12 protein-coding genes and 1 pseudogene are annotated in these 16,915 nt (G+C 66.6%); 7 read left to right on the top strand and 6 right to left on the bottom strand.

Annotated features, from left to right (window positions below):
- Positions 1-24 precede the first annotated feature (24 nt).
- Both J0I43_RS03785 and J0I43_RS03780 read left to right on the top strand, forming a co-directional pair.
- On the top strand, positions 25-1,401 hold the full coding sequence (locus J0I43_RS03785; protein WP_292859289.1) for an amidohydrolase family protein: 1,377 nt from the start codon (positions 25-27) through the stop codon (positions 1,399-1,401).
- 370 nt (positions 1,402-1,771) lie between these two features.
- On the top strand, positions 1,772-2,608 hold the full coding sequence (locus J0I43_RS03780) for a hypothetical protein (RefSeq protein ID WP_292859286.1): 837 nt from the start codon (positions 1,772-1,774) through the stop codon (positions 2,606-2,608).
- A 467-nt stretch (positions 2,609-3,075) separates the two neighbouring features.
- Here J0I43_RS03780 and J0I43_RS03775 read toward each other — a convergent pair.
- The 4 genes and pseudogenes from J0I43_RS03775 to J0I43_RS03760 all read right to left on the bottom strand — a co-directional run.
- Positions 3,076-4,149 (bottom strand): annotated as a pseudogene (locus J0I43_RS03775) (ISL3 family transposase); the annotation flags it as partial.
- Between the two features lie 78 nt (positions 4,150-4,227).
- Positions 4,228-4,836 (bottom strand): recombinase family protein, encoded by a 609-nt coding sequence (locus J0I43_RS03770; RefSeq protein WP_292679364.1) that lies wholly within the window; start codon positions 4,834-4,836, stop codon positions 4,228-4,230.
- A gap of 212 nt (positions 4,837-5,048) precedes the next feature.
- Entirely contained in the window at positions 5,049-5,618 is a 570-nt protein-coding gene (locus tag J0I43_RS03765) for a CueP family metal-binding protein (RefSeq protein WP_292859283.1), read from the bottom strand.
- 85 nt (positions 5,619-5,703) lie between these two features.
- The gene (locus J0I43_RS03760) at positions 5,704-6,108 is read right to left on the bottom strand and encodes a hypothetical protein (RefSeq protein WP_292859280.1); all 405 of its coding nucleotides are present in this window, start codon (positions 6,106-6,108) and stop codon (positions 5,704-5,706) included.
- Positions 6,109-6,229: 121 nt separating this feature from the next.
- Between J0I43_RS03760 and J0I43_RS03755 the strand changes: the two genes are divergently transcribed.
- The 4 genes from J0I43_RS03755 to J0I43_RS03740 all read left to right on the top strand — a co-directional run bounded on the left by J0I43_RS03755 (position 6,230) and on the right by J0I43_RS03740 (position 12,852).
- Positions 6,230-6,661, top strand: coding sequence for a DUF6153 family protein (locus J0I43_RS03755; protein WP_239282151.1), 432 nt, complete (start codon positions 6,230-6,232; stop codon positions 6,659-6,661).
- A gap of 81 nt (positions 6,662-6,742) precedes the next feature.
- The gene (locus tag J0I43_RS03750) at positions 6,743-7,348 is read left to right on the top strand and encodes a DUF305 domain-containing protein (RefSeq protein WP_292859274.1); all 606 of its coding nucleotides are present in this window, start codon (positions 6,743-6,745) and stop codon (positions 7,346-7,348) included.
- Positions 7,349-7,606: 258 nt separating this feature from the next.
- Positions 7,607-9,655 carry a heavy metal translocating P-type ATPase gene (locus J0I43_RS03745; RefSeq protein WP_292860589.1) on the top strand — a complete coding sequence of 683 codons (2,049 nt, stop codon included), beginning with the start codon at positions 7,607-7,609 and terminating at the stop codon, positions 9,653-9,655.
- A gap of 74 nt (positions 9,656-9,729) precedes the next feature.
- Positions 9,730-12,852 carry a type ISP restriction/modification enzyme gene (locus J0I43_RS03740; RefSeq protein WP_292859270.1) on the top strand — a complete coding sequence of 1,041 codons (3,123 nt, stop codon included), beginning with the start codon at positions 9,730-9,732 and terminating at the stop codon, positions 12,850-12,852.
- A 161-nt stretch (positions 12,853-13,013) separates the two neighbouring features.
- Here J0I43_RS03740 and J0I43_RS03735 read toward each other — a convergent pair whose 3' ends face one another.
- Entirely contained in the window at positions 13,014-13,295 is a 282-nt protein-coding gene (locus J0I43_RS03735) for a hypothetical protein (protein ID WP_292859267.1), read from the bottom strand.
- A gap of 296 nt (positions 13,296-13,591) precedes the next feature.
- On the opposite strand from J0I43_RS03735, the gene mobF reads away from it, so the two are divergent.
- Entirely contained in the window at positions 13,592-16,639 is a 3,048-nt protein-coding gene (gene mobF / locus J0I43_RS03730; protein WP_292859264.1) for a MobF family relaxase, read from the top strand.
- A 4-nt stretch (positions 16,640-16,643) separates the two neighbouring features.
- Here mobF and J0I43_RS03725 read toward each other — a convergent pair whose 3' ends face one another.
- Positions 16,644-16,904 (bottom strand): hypothetical protein, encoded by a 261-nt coding sequence (locus J0I43_RS03725; protein WP_292859261.1) that lies wholly within the window; start codon positions 16,902-16,904, stop codon positions 16,644-16,646.
- Positions 16,905-16,915: the final 11 nt, after the last annotated feature.

Below are 16,915 nucleotides of genomic sequence, written 5' to 3'. Positions count from 1 at the left end.
GTCCTCCCAAACCTCAGGAGTCCCATGTCCACGCCCCGTTCCATCGATCTGCTCCTCGAGCACGCGTTCGTCGTGACCTTCGACGACGACCGCACCGTCCACCGCGACGGAGCGATCGCCGTGCATGACGGAGCCATCGTCGCGATCGGCGACACCGCCGACCTGCGCGCCCGGTTCTCACCCGCCGCACGCCGCGATCTGCAGGGGCGCATCGTCATGCCGGGCCTGGTCGACGCGCACCTGCACACGGCGCAGACCATGATGCGGGGACTCATCTCGACCCTGCGCCGATCGCGGGCGCTGCGGGTGCCGACCTGGCGGGAGTACCTGGTGCCGTTCGAGGCGGCTCTCAGCGAAGACGACGTCGAGCTGTCGGGGCTGCTGGCGTACTCCGCGATGCTCGCAACCGGGACGACGACGTTCTTCGAGGCCGGTGGCCCGCATCCGGAGGCGATGGCGCGCGCCGCCTGGCGCACCGGCATCCGTGGATCCGTGTCGGTGAGCACGATGGACGGCGGCGGGCGCATCCCGGGTTCGATGCAACAGACGACCGAGCGGTCGCTGCAGCAGAACATCGATGTCGTCGAGGCGCTGCCGTCGGCGGCGGACGGATCGATCCGGGTGACGGGTGGGATGTCGCTGCGGCAGATCATCGCGTGCTCGACGCCGCTCGTCGTCGACGTGCATCGCGAGGCACGCGAGCGGGGCGTCAAGGTGCACACGCACCTCGTCGAGGGCACGTACGAGATCGACTACGCGCTGGAGAATTTCGGCCACCGACCGGTGGAGTACCTGGAATCCATCGGGGTCTTCACGCCCGCGCTCCACGGTGCCCACTCGGTCCTCGTCGGCGACGAGGACATCACGGCGTTCGCGCGCGCGGGCGTCTCGGCGGCGCATTGCGCGAAGGGCAACTTCGGCATCGGCCCGGCTCCGGCGGTACGGATGTGGCGGCGCGGCGTCGACATCGGCCTGGGCACCGACGGCGTGGCGTCGCTCGGCACCCTCGATCTGTTCCGCGTCGCGATGATCGCGCGGGTCGGTCAGCAGCTCGTCGAGGGCGTGCACCGGCACAACCGCAACGAGATCGATCCCGCGGAGCCGCTCGAGATGGCGGTGCGCGGCGGGGCGCAGGCCATGGGCCTGGGCGCGGTGATCGGGTCGCTCGAGACCGGCAAGCGCGCGGACCTCGTCGTGATCTCGATGGACAGCCCGGATGCTGCCGGCTACGACTCGGAGGAGTCGTTCCTGTACGAGTGCGCCAGCGGGCGCGACGTCGTGGAGGTCTATGTCGAGGGCGCGCAGGTCGTCTCCGATGGCCGCGTGACGACGGTGGATGCTGCCGACATCAGCGCACGGGCCCGTCGCCGTCAGCGCGAGCTCGCCGACGTGATCGCCTGACCCGCGCGCTTCCCTTCCGCGGGGCTGCCACGCGCCTGCGCTACGTCAACCCGATCGCGCGATCCGGTCCGGCGGGCCTACGGTGCGCCTCAAGGACGGAAGGACGCGACCATGAGCGACGCGCAGCGGGGCAACACGAAGCACGGGCCGCGGCTCGACGAGCAGATGGAGCAGGAGACCCGCGGGATGGTGCAGGGCAGCCCGGGCGCCCCGCAGTCTCAGCGCCCGAACCGTCGGTACCCGCAAGGTCCGAGGTGTCGGCGTCGACACGTGCCGACGAACCCTCCTGCGGTGCGGGCGCGGAGTCCGTCTCGCGGTCTGCGGGGGCGCGTCGGATGCCGGCGGCTGCTCCGTTCCGGAAACGGGGTCCGTGACCTCGCCCGCCGACGGCGAGTCGGCCGGCTGCGCGGGCACGGAGGCCCCCGGCACGAACATCGCGAACCCGAACCGGGTCCCGACACTCGCGCGAGGAGTGACCGCGTTCGCGCCACCGGTGGTGATGCAGCGAAGCCCGTCGAAGTTCCCCGCAGAGGCACCGATGCTGAGCCTCCTTCGTGGATGGAACGTCGCGGGACCGGACGGGGCACTGTCGCCGCTGTGGACCCCCGTCGGTCTCGTGTCGAGCGTGGAAGCGACGGGCCGGGTCGCCCCTTCGAGGTTCAAGGTCACCGAAACCACCGACGCTTACGGGCGGATCACGGCCCCGCTCGACAGTCGGGTGAACCTCGTCAAGGGCGGCATCGCCCACCTGCTCATGCTGGTGAAAGCAGACGCGCCGGCGAACGGGTTCGCGTGGACCATCGGTGGGCTCACGGCCCGGCGGCAGAGCATCAACGAGCTCCACAGCGCCCGCGACTATCAGACTGGTGCGCTCCGGTGGGTGCACTCGGTCGCGAGGTACGAGTCCGGTGACTCGTTCGGTGCCTCGCCGACGCTCACGATCTGGTTCAACTACAACGGCATCAAGTCCGACCTGAACGTCGAGATCGAGGGAGTCTGGCTGTTCGCCGCTCCGTTCACGGATCAGCGACCGGAGTTCGACTTCACCGCGCCGCTGCTTTCCGCGGGGGCACCGTCACAGGGTGCGTGGGCGCGCGGCCAGAGGGTCGAGCACGGCGCGCCTTCCGCCAGTGGTAGCGCCGGCTGGGTCTGCACGGCGAGTGGAACGCCCGGCACATGGAAGTCGTACTCGGCTATCTCCGCATGATCGGTCGACGACTGTTTGACGTGGGGTCGGGGGTGACTCTTTCATTCCCGACCCCACCGGGGGATGGCTTCTCCGCCTCCGACACGACCAAAGCGGATGCGCAGACGGCGAGTGTAAGCCGCATGACCGGATGGGACATATTGGGTTCCCCCACGACTTTTGCGGTGAGGATCGCGATGAGCGCCCACATGGCCGGTTCGAATTCCGATCGCTTCCTCCACGCGGCTCGGAGCGCCCAGGCGACAATCGACGCGAAGAGAACGGTGCCCAGTATTCCGACATTCGACACGAGCATGGCGAAGAAGCTGGACGGGCGACTACTGCCGAGCCCGACCCCCAGACCGAACGTCTGCGCCAGTAGGTCGAAGGAGAACGAGTCCGCTGACGATCGAGCGAAGAAGGAAGATGATCGATCTCCCCGTTACGAGATCGAGCGCATAACTGGCTCTTCGGACATCCGGTGGGGGTCATGGGGTGAGTCCGCCGGCGGCGAGGAGCATGCGGAGTCGGTAGTTGTGGCGGTTGCGGTAGCCGCGGGCGAGGCGGCGGTGGAGCTCGATGATCCCGTTCACCGCCTCGGTGCCGCCGTTGTTCGCGCGGCCGGTGGTGAAGTAGGCCACGAACGCTGACCGCCAGCGGCGGAGGGTGCGGCCGAGGCGGGCGATCTCGGGGATCGGGCAGGTGTGGAACGTCTCGACGACCTGCTCGGCGATCCGCCGCCCGGCGGCGAGGTCCTTCTGGTGGTAGGCGGAGCGAAGTTGCTGCGCGCACTGCCACGCGACGAACACCTCGTCGTGCGCGGGGTCGGCCTCGATCGCGGCGGTGAGCCGTGCTCGCTGTTTCTCGGTGAGGTTCTCGGCGCCGGCGCGGAGGATGGTCTGGATCCCGTAGAGCGGGTCGCCCTTACGGCCGCGATGCCCGAGAGTGTCCTGCTGGACGCGCCGGCGGACCTCGTCAACGGCGGCGGTGCCGAGCTTGACGGCGTGGAACGCGTCGAGCACCGCGGTGGCGTCCTGCAGCTTGTCGTCGATCGCAGTCTTGTAACCCGCGAACGGATCGAGAGCTGCCACTCGCACGTTCTTCCGGAACGCGTCGCCACGATCACCGAGCCAGGAGGCATACGCCTTCCCCGATCGGCCCGGGACGAGATCCAGCAGCCGGGCCCGCGTCTTTCCGTGCTCGTCGCGGGTGAGGTCGACCATCCCGGTCAACTCCTTCGGGCCGCGCTTGCGGGGGTCGACGTGGTGCCAGATGTGCTCGTCGACGCCGAGCGTGGTGACGTTCTCGAACCGGGTCTCATCGACGGCCAGCTTGACGAGTTCGGGTTCGACGGCCCGCCACACCGTCTTCCACGACGTCCCGAGCTGCCGGGCCAGGCCCGCGATCGTGGCGTGCTCGCGACGCAGCTGCCCGATCGCCCAGCCGATAGCGCGCGTCGTGATCGACCCGCGCCGGGCAACCAGCGACGGCAGCTGCTCCTTGAACGTCTTCCGCAGACAGCCCTCGTCGTCGCATCGCCAGACCCGCTGCCGCCACACGATCCCTCCGCGGGCACTGTCAGTACGCGCCCCCGCCGGCGGCGACCCAAGGCCATCGCCGGTAGGGGCTGCGGCCTGGGCTCAGAAGATGTGCGCGTCGCTCGCGGCACGGAACGCTGCCCGGCGACGCTGTAGTTCGCGGTAGACGGTGGCCCGAGAGACACTGAACAGCTCGGCGATCTCGGTTTGGGTGTACTCGCCGCGGTCCTGGACGTCGAACATCAGCTTTCGCTGCGTTGTCGACATCTTCGGCTGCTTACCCTTTAGGTGACCTTTCGCGCGGGCGACCGCCATCCCCTCCTTCGTGCGCATGCTGATTAGGTCGCGTTCGAACTCGGCAACCATCGCGAGCACATTGAACAGCAACCGCCCCACTGGGTCGGTGGGGTCGTACCTGCTGCCGCCAAGACTGAGCGCGACGCCTTTCGTCGTCAGCTCGTCGGCGATGTCGCGCGCATCCTTCACGGACCTGGCGAGCCGGTCGAGCTTTGTGACTACGAGGGTGTCGCCTTCTCGGACTGCGGCGAGCGCTTCGCGGAGCCCTGGCCTGGCGCGGTTGGTGCCGGTCAGCCCGTGATCGACATAGATGTTCGAATCGAGAACCCCGAGCCGCAATAGCCCGTCCCGCTGCGAAGTGAGGTCCTGATCAGCGGTCGAGACTCTGGCATAGCCAATCTGTATTCCATTCATGCCATCGAGCTTGATCCCGGAGGTCGGCGGCGGACCCCGGTCGGATCCGTATCCGGGCGATGCGCAGTCAGGGGGTGTTGCGGGCGTGGCGTGATCGTGCGGGCGAGGGGAGGCGCCGTTCATTCGCGCAGCGACGACGATCGGCGTGACGTCTCCCGCGCCGCCGCCACGTAGCGGGCGGCCCGAGAGGCGGGGTCGCTTCCTCGGGCCCTCTACGTGAGAGGCAGATCGGTGAGGCAGGTGGGGTCATCCGCGCCAGTGGAGATGGGGGTGGTGATCGAGCCGTTCTCGTGCGTGATAGTGAGTGTGGCGTCGATGTCGCGGGGAAGCCACAGTCCGACGAAGCCGTTGCTGTTCGTCGTGCGTTCTTCGTCGAGCAGCACCTCGCCATCGTCGCCGACGACCGTGAGGTGGAGGGGCTCGTCGCCGAGCTCTCCGACGCAGGTGGTCAGACTGTGGAAGTAGCAGTCGTGCGTGGTGTTCCGGTACGGCGCGACGGAGAGGTAGAACTCGTCCTCGAGTGGGACGGAGGTCTCGGGCCCACCGTCGACGGTGAACAGCACGGCGTTCGGGCGCACGGATGCGATCAGGTCGTCGCGTCGGTCGTCGACCGGTGTCGCTTCGAGCTCGTCGATGACCTGGTGGATGGTCTGGTCGGGGAAACCGGCGGCGGCGAGTGGATCGGTGGTCGTACTGTCGGGGGTGGCGGCTGCGCAGCCGGTGACGAGGAGCAGGGTGGTCGCGAGGATCACGCCGAGGTTGGTTTTCGATGCGCGAGGCATGGCAGGGTTCACTTTCGTCGAAGGTTGTGTGGGCGCCCGGGGACGGGCGATGCGGTTGCCGGCGAACAGTCCCGGCGGGCCGCACTCACGTTCGACTGACTGAAAGCTCCCAGAGCGTGAGGGAGCGCGGCGCAGCTGCTCCTTCGGCGGGCGACGGCTGTCGTGCGCCGGGAGACAGCGCGCGGAACCAGGCTCGCGTCGGCACCACGCCCGCATGCACGGTGGGTGGCTGCAACGTCATCCCGCAGTGCACGCCCATCGCGGCGTGCGGGCTGCCGTTTCCATCCGGGCACACCGCGCACCCCGCGCAGTCCGAGAGATCCGGGGAGTGGGTGCTCTCGCTCTGCGTCGACATCGCGGGCGCGGCATCCGCGGCCGTCGCGGGAGAAACATGCAGGGCGAGGAGAGCAACGAGGACCAGCCCGATGACCGCGCACATGCTGCGCCACCGCGCGTAGCGGCGAGAGCTGGTGATCGCGGACGAGGTCATGACTCCCTCAGGATGTCACGACGATCGCGTGCCCCCACCCAGCCTTCTGACAGGAAAAACCAGCTGGCGGCGGGGTGGGGGTGAATACCCCGGTGGGGTACTCTGCGAACCAAGGAGATCTGTGGCCCTGGACACGACGCGAACTCGTCTGCATCCGCCGATGCTGTGGCGGTGGATGCTGTCGGTGTTGCTCGCGGCGCTGGTGATGGTGGGGCTGCTGGGCATGCACACGCTCATGACCGGGCACCCCGAAGCGCCGATGACGGCCGTTTCGAGCATCGGCGCCGAACACGGCCACGGCCCCTCGTCGGACACCGGTGTCGTCGCCGAGACCGCCTGTGCGGACTGCGCGCCCGGTGCGGCGCATGACGCGTTGATGGCGGCGTGCGTGCTCGGTCTGCTGGCGGTGGTGCTGTGGGCGGCGCGCTCCGGCCCCGGGGTCATCCGCGGCCGAAGCCGCGGGCCGAGCCCGCCGGCGCGTGTGGTCGGGGTGCTGTTGTCGGTACTGCCCCGTCCGCCGTCGCTGCTGGACCTGTCCATCAGTCGAACGTGAACCGACCGTCCCGGCCCTCGTGGCCGGGGCTGAGTCATGCCCGCACGCGGGCGAAGTTCACCGATCGATGGAGAAGGACCAATGGTTGTGAAGAAGTTCCGATGGACGGTATTGACCGTCGTGCCGCTCGCGGTGGCGGTGTCGCTGGCAGGGTGCGCCTATGTCGGCGGCGGATCGATGCCGGGGATGGGCCAGGGCGGGATGATGTCGCCCACGTCGCCGTCTGCCCAGGTCAACGCGGCGGACGAGATGTTCGTGATCATGATGATCCCCCACCACGAGCAGGCGGTGGAGATGAGCGACACGATCCTCGGCAAGGACGGCATCGACGATCAGGTGCAGGCCCTGGCGCAGCAGATCAAGGACGCGCAGGCCCCCGAGATCGAGCTCATGCAGTCCTGGCTCACCAATTGGGGAATGAGCTCCAGCGGCGACATGAGCGGGATGGGGCACGGTGACGGAATGATGTCCGATGGCGACATGGCGGCACTGGAAGCCGCCGACGGCGCGGAGGCGGCGCGGTTGTTCCTGGAGCAGATGATCGTGCACCACGAGGGCGCGATCGAGATGGCGCAGACCGAACTCGACCAGGGAGCAAACGAGGAGGTGATCGCGCTCGCGCAAGCGATCCTGGACACGCAGACTACCGAGATCGCCACGATGGAGAACCTGCTCACCCAGAACTGAGGAATCATTCCGAGGGTCTCGCCCTGTCGAACGCGAGACCCGTCGGAATACCCGAGGGGGGTATCCCGGTTGATGAATGACATGTCGGCAATCCGAGGAAGGGCACCCCGCCTGACGCCGGAATCATCCGACCACAGACCAGCGAGGAGGCTCGTCATGACCGATCCGCACGCACACCACCACGACCCATCACGGGGAACACGCGAGGCGCCGGTCGGCTCTCACGCCGCTGAGCACGGTGGCCACCACGTGAACGGCATGGACCACCCGGCCGGGCACGACCCTCACGGCGAGCATGATCACCCCGGTGGGCATGCCGGGCACGGGGCCGATCATGTGGCACGGTTCCGGCAGTTGTTCTGGATCAACCTGATCCTCGCGGTGCCGGTGGTCGCGTTCTCGAGCATGTTCGCCATGCTCTTCGGGTACTCGCTGCCCGACGCCCCCGGCATCAACCTGATCGCCCCGCTGGTCGGTACGGTCATGTACTTCTGGGGCGGCTGGCCGTTCCTGTCCGGCGCGGTCAGCGAACTGCGCGCACGCACACCCGGGATGATGCTGCTCGTCGGCGCGGCGATCACCGTCGCGTTTCTCGCATCCTGGGGCGCCAGTCTGGGCCTGCTGCACCATGAACTCGAGTTCTGGTGGGAGCTCGCGCTGCTGATCGTGATCATGCTCCTCGGCCACTGGATCGAGATGCGCTCCCTCGCCCAGACCACATCAGCCCTGGATTCACTCGCCGCGCTTCTGCCTGACGAGGCCGAGCGCGTCGACGGCGACCAGATCGTGACGGTTTCCCCCGCAGACCTCCGTGTCGGCGATGTGGTCGTGGTCCGTCCCGGCGGCAGCGTCCCCGCCGACGGCCGGATCGTCGACGGGCGGGCGGACATGGACGAGTCCATGGTCACCGGCGAATCACGCCCCGTCTCCCGCAGCACCGGCGACACCGTCACCGCGGGGACCGTCGCGACCGACTCCGGCCTGCGCGTCCAGGTCACCGCGACCGGAGACCAGACCACCCTCGCCGGCATCCAACGACTCGTCACCGACGCGCAGAACTCCACCTCCCGCGCCCAGCGCATCGCCGACCGCGCCGCCGGCTGGCTGTTCTGGTTCGCCCTCGGCGCCGCCGCGGTCACCGCCGTCGTCTGGACCCTCGTGGGCAGCCCGGACGACGCCGTCATCCGCACCATCACCGTCCTCGTCATCGCCTGCCCGCACGCGCTCGGACTGGCGATCCCGCTCGTGGTGTCCATCGCGACCGAACGCGCCGCCCGCGGCGGGGTGCTGATCAAAGACCGTCTCGCGCTCGAACAGATGCGCACCATCGACGCCGTCCTGTTCGACAAGACCGGAACCCTCACCAAGGGTGAACCCGTCGTCACCGCCATCGCCCCCACCGGCGGTCACGACGCCGACACGGTGCTCGCGATCGCCGCCGCGGCAGAAGCCGACAGCGAGCACCCACTCGCCAAAGCCATCGTCCGTGCCGCGCAACACCGTGGCCTCCAGATCGAGAACGTCACCGGATTCACCTCCTCCCCGGCGGTCGGCGTGACCGCCACCCTGGACGGTCACGAGATCCGTGTCGGCGGTCCCCGCCTGCTCGAAGAGCTCGGCGCATCGGAAGTCGATGAAGCGGCAACCTGGCGCGCAGACGGCGCAATCATCCTGCACGTCGTCCAAGACGGCGCCGTGATCGGCGGACTCGAACTCGCCGACGAAATCCGTCCGGAATCCCGCGAGGCCGTCGACGCGCTCCACAAGCTCGGCGTCGAGGTCGTAATGATCACGGGCGACGCCGAGGCCGTTGCCCACGCGGTCAGCACCGACCTGGGCATCGACCGCGTCTTCGCCGGGGTGCGCCCGGAAGACAAGGCCGCCAAGATCGGTGCGCTCCAGGCCGAGGGGAAGAAAGTCGCCATGATCGGCGACGGCGTCAACGACGCCCCCGCCCTCGCAACCGCCGACGTCGGCATCGCTATCGGTGCCGGCACGGACGTCGCGATCGCCTCAGCCGGCGTGATCCTCGCCAGCTCCGACCCGCGCTCCGTGCTGTCCGTGATCGAACTGTCCCGCGCCAGCTACCGCAAGATGAAGCAGAACCTCTGGTGGGCCGCAGGCTACAACCTGATCTCTGTACCGCTCGCCGCCGGCATCCTCGCCCCCATCGGATTCGTGCTGCCGATGGCAGTCGGCGCGATCCTTATGTCCCTGTCCACCCTCGTCGTCGCCCTCAACGCCCAACTCCTGCGCCGGCTGGACCTCGACCCCGGGGTAAGCACGCGCGCGATCCTAACGAGATAGCTCAGAAGCACACCCGGTACGCGGGATCCCTTCTCGGTCGGATGTCCTGACCCGTGGGTAGGCTGACCCTCAACATGAACAACGCACTTCGCGCCGCCCTAGCCTCATACCGCGATGAGCTTCGCAGTCAACACGCGACCGGGCACGCCAAGGAGCACGCTTATCGCCCCGCGCTGAAGACGCTCATGGAAGCATTCGACAACATCATCGCGATCAACGACCCCAAGAAGTCCGATCACGGGAACCCTGACTTCGTTTTCTTGCAGAAGGACAACTCCGCGATCGTCCGGGGGTACGCCGAGGCGAAGGACATCGACGTCAACCTCGACAGCGTCGAGGGATCAGAACAGATGGAGCGTTATCGCGGCTACGCGAACCTTTACCTGACGAGCTACCTCGACTTCCGGTTCTTCAAGAATGGCGAGAAGTACAAGACGATCGTCATCGGCACACGCACGCCAGACGGCCTTTCTTTCGATGATGAGGCGAGCGAGGCGCTGCTCCGGGAGATGGCGCAGTTCGTCGCCCTACCGCCTGAGAAGATCACATCGGGAAAGCGACTTGCAACCCTGATGGGCGCAAAGGCGCGGCGTCTTCGCGACGACGTCACGGACTTCGTCAAGAACGGCGATGTGGAGCTCACCAAGATCATGCACATGATCAAGGACCGCCTCGTGCCGGACATCGACGCAGCAAAGTTCGCCGACATGTACTCACAGACCCTCGTTTACGGTCTGTTCGTTGCGCGCTACGCCGACAGCACCCCGGGCACGTTCTCGCGCCAGGAAGCTCGAGATCTGGTGCCGAAGACGAACCCATTCTTGCGCGCGTTCTTCGATCACATAGCCGGCGCAGACTTCGACGACCGGCTCGCTTACATAGTCGACGAGCTCTGCGCGGTCTTCCGTGTGAGCGACGTGGAAGGGATCGTAACGAAGCATCTCAAGCTGTCGGAAGTTGCGAAGTCCGAGAAGGACCCGATCATCCACTTCTACGAGGACTTCCTCGCGACGTACGACCCGAAGATGAAGCGAGCCATGGGGGCGTTCTACACGCCAGTGCCTGTAGTTCGGTACATCGTGCGCCGCGTTGACGAAGTACTCAAGCTCCATTTCGGTATCCCCGACGGTTTGGCCGACACTGAGAAAGTCACCTACTCCCCTAAGACCAGCACGCATCCGCTCAGCGCACAGGCCGAGGCGGCACGCGCGCTGGCTGCAGCCGACGTGGATCTCGCCAGAGTGCAGGTGCTCGACCCGGCGGTCGGTACGGGCACGTTTCTCAACGAGACGATCAAGTACGTCCACACGCAGTTTGTGGACCAGCAAGGGCGTTGGCCTAAGTACGTCGACGAGGAACTTCTCCCTCGCGTTTATGGGTTCGAACTGATGATGGCTCCCTACACCGTCGCCCATCTCAAGCTCGGAATGACGCTGGCCGAGACTGGAGCCGGCAAGCCCAAGTCGCGCGTCAACGTCTTCCTCACGAACTCGCTTCAAGAGGGCCTCGTGTCTGAGCCAGGACTTCTTGAGTTCGGACTCTCTGAGGCCGTCACGGAGGAAAGCCAACTCGCGGCGGAGGTGAAGACCAACAGGCCCATCATGGTCGTGCTCGGCAATCCGCCCTACTCAGCGAGCAGCAACAACCGTACGAAGTTCGCGAACAGCCTTGTCGACAAGTACAAGGTCGAGCCAGGTGGTCACGGAAAGCTCGTCGAGGACAAGACTTGGCTCAACGACGACTACGTCAAGTTCATCGCTTTCGCCGAAGGCATGATTGCAAAAGCCGGTACTGGCGTCGTGGCTATGATCACGAACAACGGATACCTGGACAACCCGACTTTCCGCGGACTCCGATGGCACCTCCTACGGACTTTCGATGACATCTACGTGATCGACCTTCACGGGAACGCGAACAAGGGCGAGGTCGCCCCGGATGGGTCGAAGGATGAGAACGTCTTCTCGATCAGGCAGGGTGTCGGAATCATTGTCGCGGTCAAGACCACAAACAAGAGCGATCTCGCCACCGTGCATCACAGCGAGCTTTGGGGCAAGCGCGCTGCCAAGTTCGAGGCACTTATCAACGACGACCTCCATTGGCAGGAAGTGGCGCTCGACCCCGGGTTCCTGTTCTTCGTTCCTCGCGCAACTGTGGGCAAGGAGCAGTACGACCGCGGCATCGCTGTCGACAAACTCTTCCGCATTGGGTCCACGGGCATCGTCACCCGCGGCGACAGCTTCATCATTGATTCCAGCAAGAGCGTCATCGAGGACCGCGTCAAGAAATTGGTCGGGGGTGGGTACGAGGCTGCCGCGATGACCAAGGAGTTTGGTCTCGGCGATGCCTACGCGCCGTGGGCGCTCGCCAGGCGCGACGACGTGGAATTCGAGAGTGACAAGATCGTGCCCCTCGGATATCGCCCCTTCGATCGCCGATACACCTACTTCAGCAATAGGCTCCTGTGGCGGTGGCGTGAGGAGGTGATGATCCACTTTCTCGACCCTAAGAGGAACAACATCGGGCTCGTCACCACTCGGCTCCAGAAGGCGAACCCCGGCGCATTCGTGAGCGACTCGATGATCGGGCACAAGGTGTTCAATTCGTACGACTCGAACTCACTCTTCCCGCTGTACGTGTTCTCTGAGGACGGCGCGAGGGAATCTAACCTCGACGCGACCCAGGTGTCTGCGCTTGCCGCTCGGCTGCAGGCAATGCCAACGCCCGAGCAGGTGTTCGATTACGTCTACGGAGTGCTCTACACGCCCAAGTTTCGGGAGGCATACTCAGGCTTCATGGTGTCCGGGTTCCCGCGGATCCCCATCCCTGAGTCTGACGAGGCGTTCCAAGAGATCGGGCGTCTCGGTGCTGAGCTCCGTGAGCTTCACTTGCTCACCAAGAAGCTGCCGATCACGACCACGTATCCGGTAGCAGGCGACGATATGGTCCGTGAGGTCAAGTACGCCGCCGGTGCCGTCTGGATCAACAAGACGCAGTTCTTCGGAAACGTTAGCGAGAGCGCCTGGGGCCAATTCATCGGCGGGTACCGACCTGCCTACCAGTGGTTGCAAGATCGCCGCCATAGGTCCCTTACGAACGCCGACCTGACCCACTATCAGCAGATCATCCCGATCCTAGGGAGAACCGCTGACCTGATGGTTGAGCTGGAGGATGCCTCACCGCCCTACGGGGTCTCCTAACTCGCCATGACGGGCCGCGCCCGCACTGCTGTCGTAGCTCCTCAACCGGAGGGCCGCAATTCTGAATCTGACTGGATTGGTGGCTCTTCGGACTTCCGGTGGGGGTCATGGGGTGAGGCCGCCGGAAGTCCGAAGAGCCCGTTATCCGACGCATCGAAGCGTTACTCGAGAAATCCTCCGCGCTCCGTGACTTTCCGAGCGAGTTGCGTCGCGTCGAGCGCAGCGGCGATCGTCCAACGCATTCGCTCTGCGGGTTCCGCTTCGGCATGATCTTTATATGCCTCGATGGCGCGGCCCAGACCTTCGTCACTAAACATGGTCTCAAGCGCCACGCGCAGTTCTTCGAGCCCGGCCTTGGCGCCAGCGTCGAATCCAATTCTCAGCGCGCTGTCTTCGCTGCTCCTCGTCTGCAACGCCTGCAGGTAGATCGTGGTGAAGTCCATGAACTGGATCATCGCACCCGAACTCATCCGGTCGAACTCGAGCGCTCCGGCGGCGCGAATGCCGGTCCTTAATCGGGCGCGCTAGGAGCCGAGCCGCGCGTCTGATCGTCGTTGATATCCGACGGCACGCACGACCCGCCCGCAGCAAATCTCAGATGGCGTGCCTCAAATGAACGCGAAGCGCGAGGCTCGACCGATCCCGTCGTTCGAGCCGTCATCAACCGAGAGAACAATGCACGCAGGCACTTTCTGTGTAAGCACTCGCTACTTAGGCCTAATAAGCGTACTCTGAACTCATGCGAGGTGGCCTCGAACGGTGGAAGCGGGGTGTCGGATCGCAGGGAGTCCGGCAGGCGATGGCCTACGCGTTCAGGGGCAGCTGCGACTCGCACCTCCGTGCGGTGACCGGCGTCGAGGCGCTCGCCGGCTACAGCGGAGCGGATGCCGGGAGCGTCCAGCGCTTCACCGTCACCGACGGCAAGGTCACCGTCGGCGCTCTTGACGCGGAGGAGTTGCGGCGTTGGGTTGACGGCCACGATCCGATCACCGACGAGCTGCGCGGTCGCGACCTCACCCTGCCGACGGCCGACCTGATTCTCGACGGCACGATCAACGCACCAAAGTCCTACAGCATCGCCGCGCTCCTCCACCCGGAACTCGCGACCGAGTTCGAGGCTCTCCAAGACCGACTCCGCAACTCAATCATCACGACCTGGCAGCGCGATCTGAACGCGCGCCGCGGTGCCGGCGGACGCATCCGTGAGTCGCTTCACCGCATTGAAGTCGTCGAACTGCAGCACCGTCGCTCGCGCGCACTCGACCCGCACATCCATCGTCACCTGTGGCTCAATGTGAAGGTCCAGGGGCAGGACGGCAAATGGTCGAACGTCGACTCGCGCGTGGCCATGAAACTCCACACCCTCATCAACGCCGAGGGCGAACTGGCGGCACGCACCGACCCGCAGTGGCTGCGCGCGCTCGCCGACCACGGCTACACCCTCGACGCACACGGCGAGATCGCCGAACTCGCGTCGCTCGTCCGCCCGCTGTCGCGCAGGTCGACACAGATCGAAACGCACCGGGCGCGCCTCCTGGTCGAGTGGCGCGACGCGCACCCCGGCCAAGAACCCGACCACGCGATCTTGCAGCAGATCGACCGGCGCGCGTGGGCGACCGGCCGACCCCAGAAACCGGCCCCTCTCGAAGAGGACGAATGGGAGCAGCGCATCCGCGACGAGATCGCTGCCGTCGCCCCCGACGCGGTCGCCGACCGCGAACCCATCGCAACCAACCCGATCCCAATCGGAGCGCTCGACCGCGACCTGCTCGCGGCGAAGGCGATCGTGGATGCGGACGCGCGCTCCACCGGATGCGGCGGACGTTTCTCGCCCTACGACGTGCGAGCTGGCGCCACCCGGGCGGTCGCCGCTAGTGGGATCGTCAGCGGACGAGCGCACGTCCAAGAACTCATCGAGGACGTCGCCGCTCGCGCCCGGAAACTCACGGTCGACCTGCTTCCGGACCAGAGGGAATGCCCCGAGCATGTGAAGGTTTTCATGGCGGCATCCACCGCGATGTTGAAGGTTGACCTCGCAAACCGCTTCGACGTGCTCACGCACCAAGGAATCCTCTTCGATCAAGACGCCATCGAAGAGATCGGCGATATGCTCCTCGGCAGCGCCGCGAGCTTCGACCCTGGTCAGGTCGATTCGGCCGCGGCTATCGCGGGGACCGACCGGTTGGTGTCGGTGACGGGGCCGGCGGGCGCGGGCAAGACGACCCTTCTACGGGTCGCGCGCGTCGCGCTGAAGCAGCAAGGCCGAGGGATGATCGTCGTCGCACCCACGAAGAAGGCCGCCACCGTCGCCGGCCGCGAGATCGGCGCGACCGCAATCAGCCTCCACGCCCTCCTCGCCGACCACGGCTGGCGATGGGGTCGCGACGACGCAGGCGCCGAGGAATGGTCTCGGCTCGCGGTCGGCGACATGGATGCGCGTACAGGGCGCGCTTACCAGGGTCCCCGCCTCTACCCGCTACGGCCAGGTGATCGGGTGGTCGTGGACGAAGCGGGCATGGTTGATCTCCACACTGCGAACGCCCTCGCGGCCCTCGCGCAAGAGAGCGGCGCCGGCATCGCGATGGTCGGCGACCACCTGCAGGCCATGCCCGTCGGCCACGCCGGCGCGATGGCCTGCCTCACCCGCCGCGCGACCGCCGTCGTCGAACTCACCGCCGTGCACCGCTTCCACGACCCCACCTATGCTGCGCTAACGCTACGCATGCGCGAACCGGCATCCATCGACGATGCAGCCCGCGTCGCTGGCGACCTCGATGAGCGCGGACTCATCCAGCGCGTGGCCGATGCGGACGCCGCCCGCGCCGCGATGGTGTCGGCCTACTTCCGATGGGCGGGGGAGGGTAAGCGTGTCGCGCTCGTGACCGGAACGAACGACGAGGCGACCGCGATCAACGAGCAAATCCAGGAGCAGCGCGTGCAGCGGGGGCAGCTCGACCCGCGACGCATGTCGGTCGGGCAGGGCGAGCAGCGCATTCTCGAGGGCGACGTTGTCCAGACCCGCCAGAACGATCGCGGGCTGGGCGTGGAGAACCGCGCGCTATGGACGGTGCGGCGCATCCTGCCCGACGCGGTCGAGGTGGCGAGCATCACCGACAGCGCCGACGTCCGCCGCGTGAGCAGCGACTACGTCGGCCAGCACGTCCACCTTGCGTACGCGTCGACCGTTCACGGCATCCAAGGAGAGACGACGGATGCCGCGGTCGTTGGCCCCGGAGTGGATGCCGCGGGGCTCTACGTCGGTATGACCCGCGGCCGACTCCACAATGAAGCAATCGCGATCGCGCAGGATGCCGCAACCGCGCGAGAGCAGATCGCCGACAACATGATGCGGGGCCGCGTCGAGGTCTCGATCGACGACTCCCGCGGTGCGGCCCGCGTCGAGCTGGGGCGTGCCGCGCGGCCAGTGCCGTCGGCGGATGTCGCGGCGTGGAACGATCGTGCGCGACGACCGCTCGGTGCGCAGCCGAGCATCGATCTCATCGCTGCCCGGGCGGAGCGTCGGGCCTCGGAGCTCGCTGAGGAGATTCGTCGGGTGCGTGACAGTGGCGTCACCCCGTCGACCGAAGTACAGAACCGGCTGCGGGAAATGTCGGCTGACTACGGGCGGCGGATCGAACTCAGGGATGCCGCGATCGCTGAGCGGTACGTGCGCGAACAGCTTCCGGCATCCCGTCGGGTCGAGGAGGATCGTGCGCGGGCGACGCTGGCTGCCGCAGCAGACGCCGCCGTCGCCTCGCCAGGGAAGGACTCGATCTCGATTCGGTAGCTCGTCAGGCGTAAGTGTGGTGGACGTGCCAGCCGGTCTCGGATGGGTGGACATCAAAGACGAAGCTCTCGCCGGCGTCGTCGGTCGCCTGAAATCGCCACCCGTACAGTCCGTTTCGGGGAGCGGACGCGAACGCCCACACCGAGTCGCGGAGCCGGGTCGGCGTTTCGGACACCCTCCAGCGACGCCCCGCGAAGTACATCCGCGACGGCACCTCATCGACCAAACAGATGGTCACTTCCTGTTCGACGATCGGTGTCCTCATGGATCTCAATA

Source organism: Microbacterium sp. (assembly GCF_017305435.1).
Taxonomy (GTDB): Bacteria; Actinomycetota; Actinomycetes; order Actinomycetales; family Microbacteriaceae; genus Microbacterium.
This window is presented reverse-complemented; position numbering and strand designations above follow the sequence as displayed.

What these genes read in the sequence shown, in the direction of transcription:
- J0I43_RS03750 (WP_292859274.1), top strand. Translation starts at nt 6,743, where the DNA reads ATGGTTGTGAAGAAGTTCCGATGGACGGTATTGACCGTCGTGCCGCTC.
- J0I43_RS03785 (WP_292859289.1), top strand. Translation starts at nt 25, where the DNA reads ATGTCCACGCCCCGTTCCATCGATCTGCTCCTCGAGCACGCGTTCGTC.
- mobF (WP_292859264.1), top strand. Translation starts at nt 13,592, where the DNA reads ATGCGAGGTGGCCTCGAACGGTGGAAGCGGGGTGTCGGATCGCAGGGA.
- J0I43_RS03760 (WP_292859280.1), bottom strand. Translation starts at nt 6,108, where the DNA reads ATGACCTCGTCCGCGATCACCAGCTCTCGCCGCTACGCGCGGTGGCGC.
- J0I43_RS03735 (WP_292859267.1), bottom strand. Translation starts at nt 13,295, where the DNA reads ATGGACTTCACCACGATCTACCTGCAGGCGTTGCAGACGAGGAGCAGC.
- J0I43_RS03745 (WP_292860589.1), top strand. Translation starts at nt 7,607, where the DNA reads ATGGACCACCCGGCCGGGCACGACCCTCACGGCGAGCATGATCACCCC.
- J0I43_RS03770 (WP_292679364.1), bottom strand. Translation starts at nt 4,836, where the DNA reads ATGAATGGAATACAGATTGGCTATGCCAGAGTCTCGACCGCTGATCAG.
- J0I43_RS03765 (WP_292859283.1), bottom strand. Translation starts at nt 5,618, where the DNA reads ATGCCTCGCGCATCGAAAACCAACCTCGGCGTGATCCTCGCGACCACC.
- J0I43_RS03725 (WP_292859261.1), bottom strand. Translation starts at nt 16,904, where the DNA reads ATGAGGACACCGATCGTCGAACAGGAAGTGACCATCTGTTTGGTCGAT.
- J0I43_RS03740 (WP_292859270.1), top strand. Translation starts at nt 9,730, where the DNA reads ATGAACAACGCACTTCGCGCCGCCCTAGCCTCATACCGCGATGAGCTT.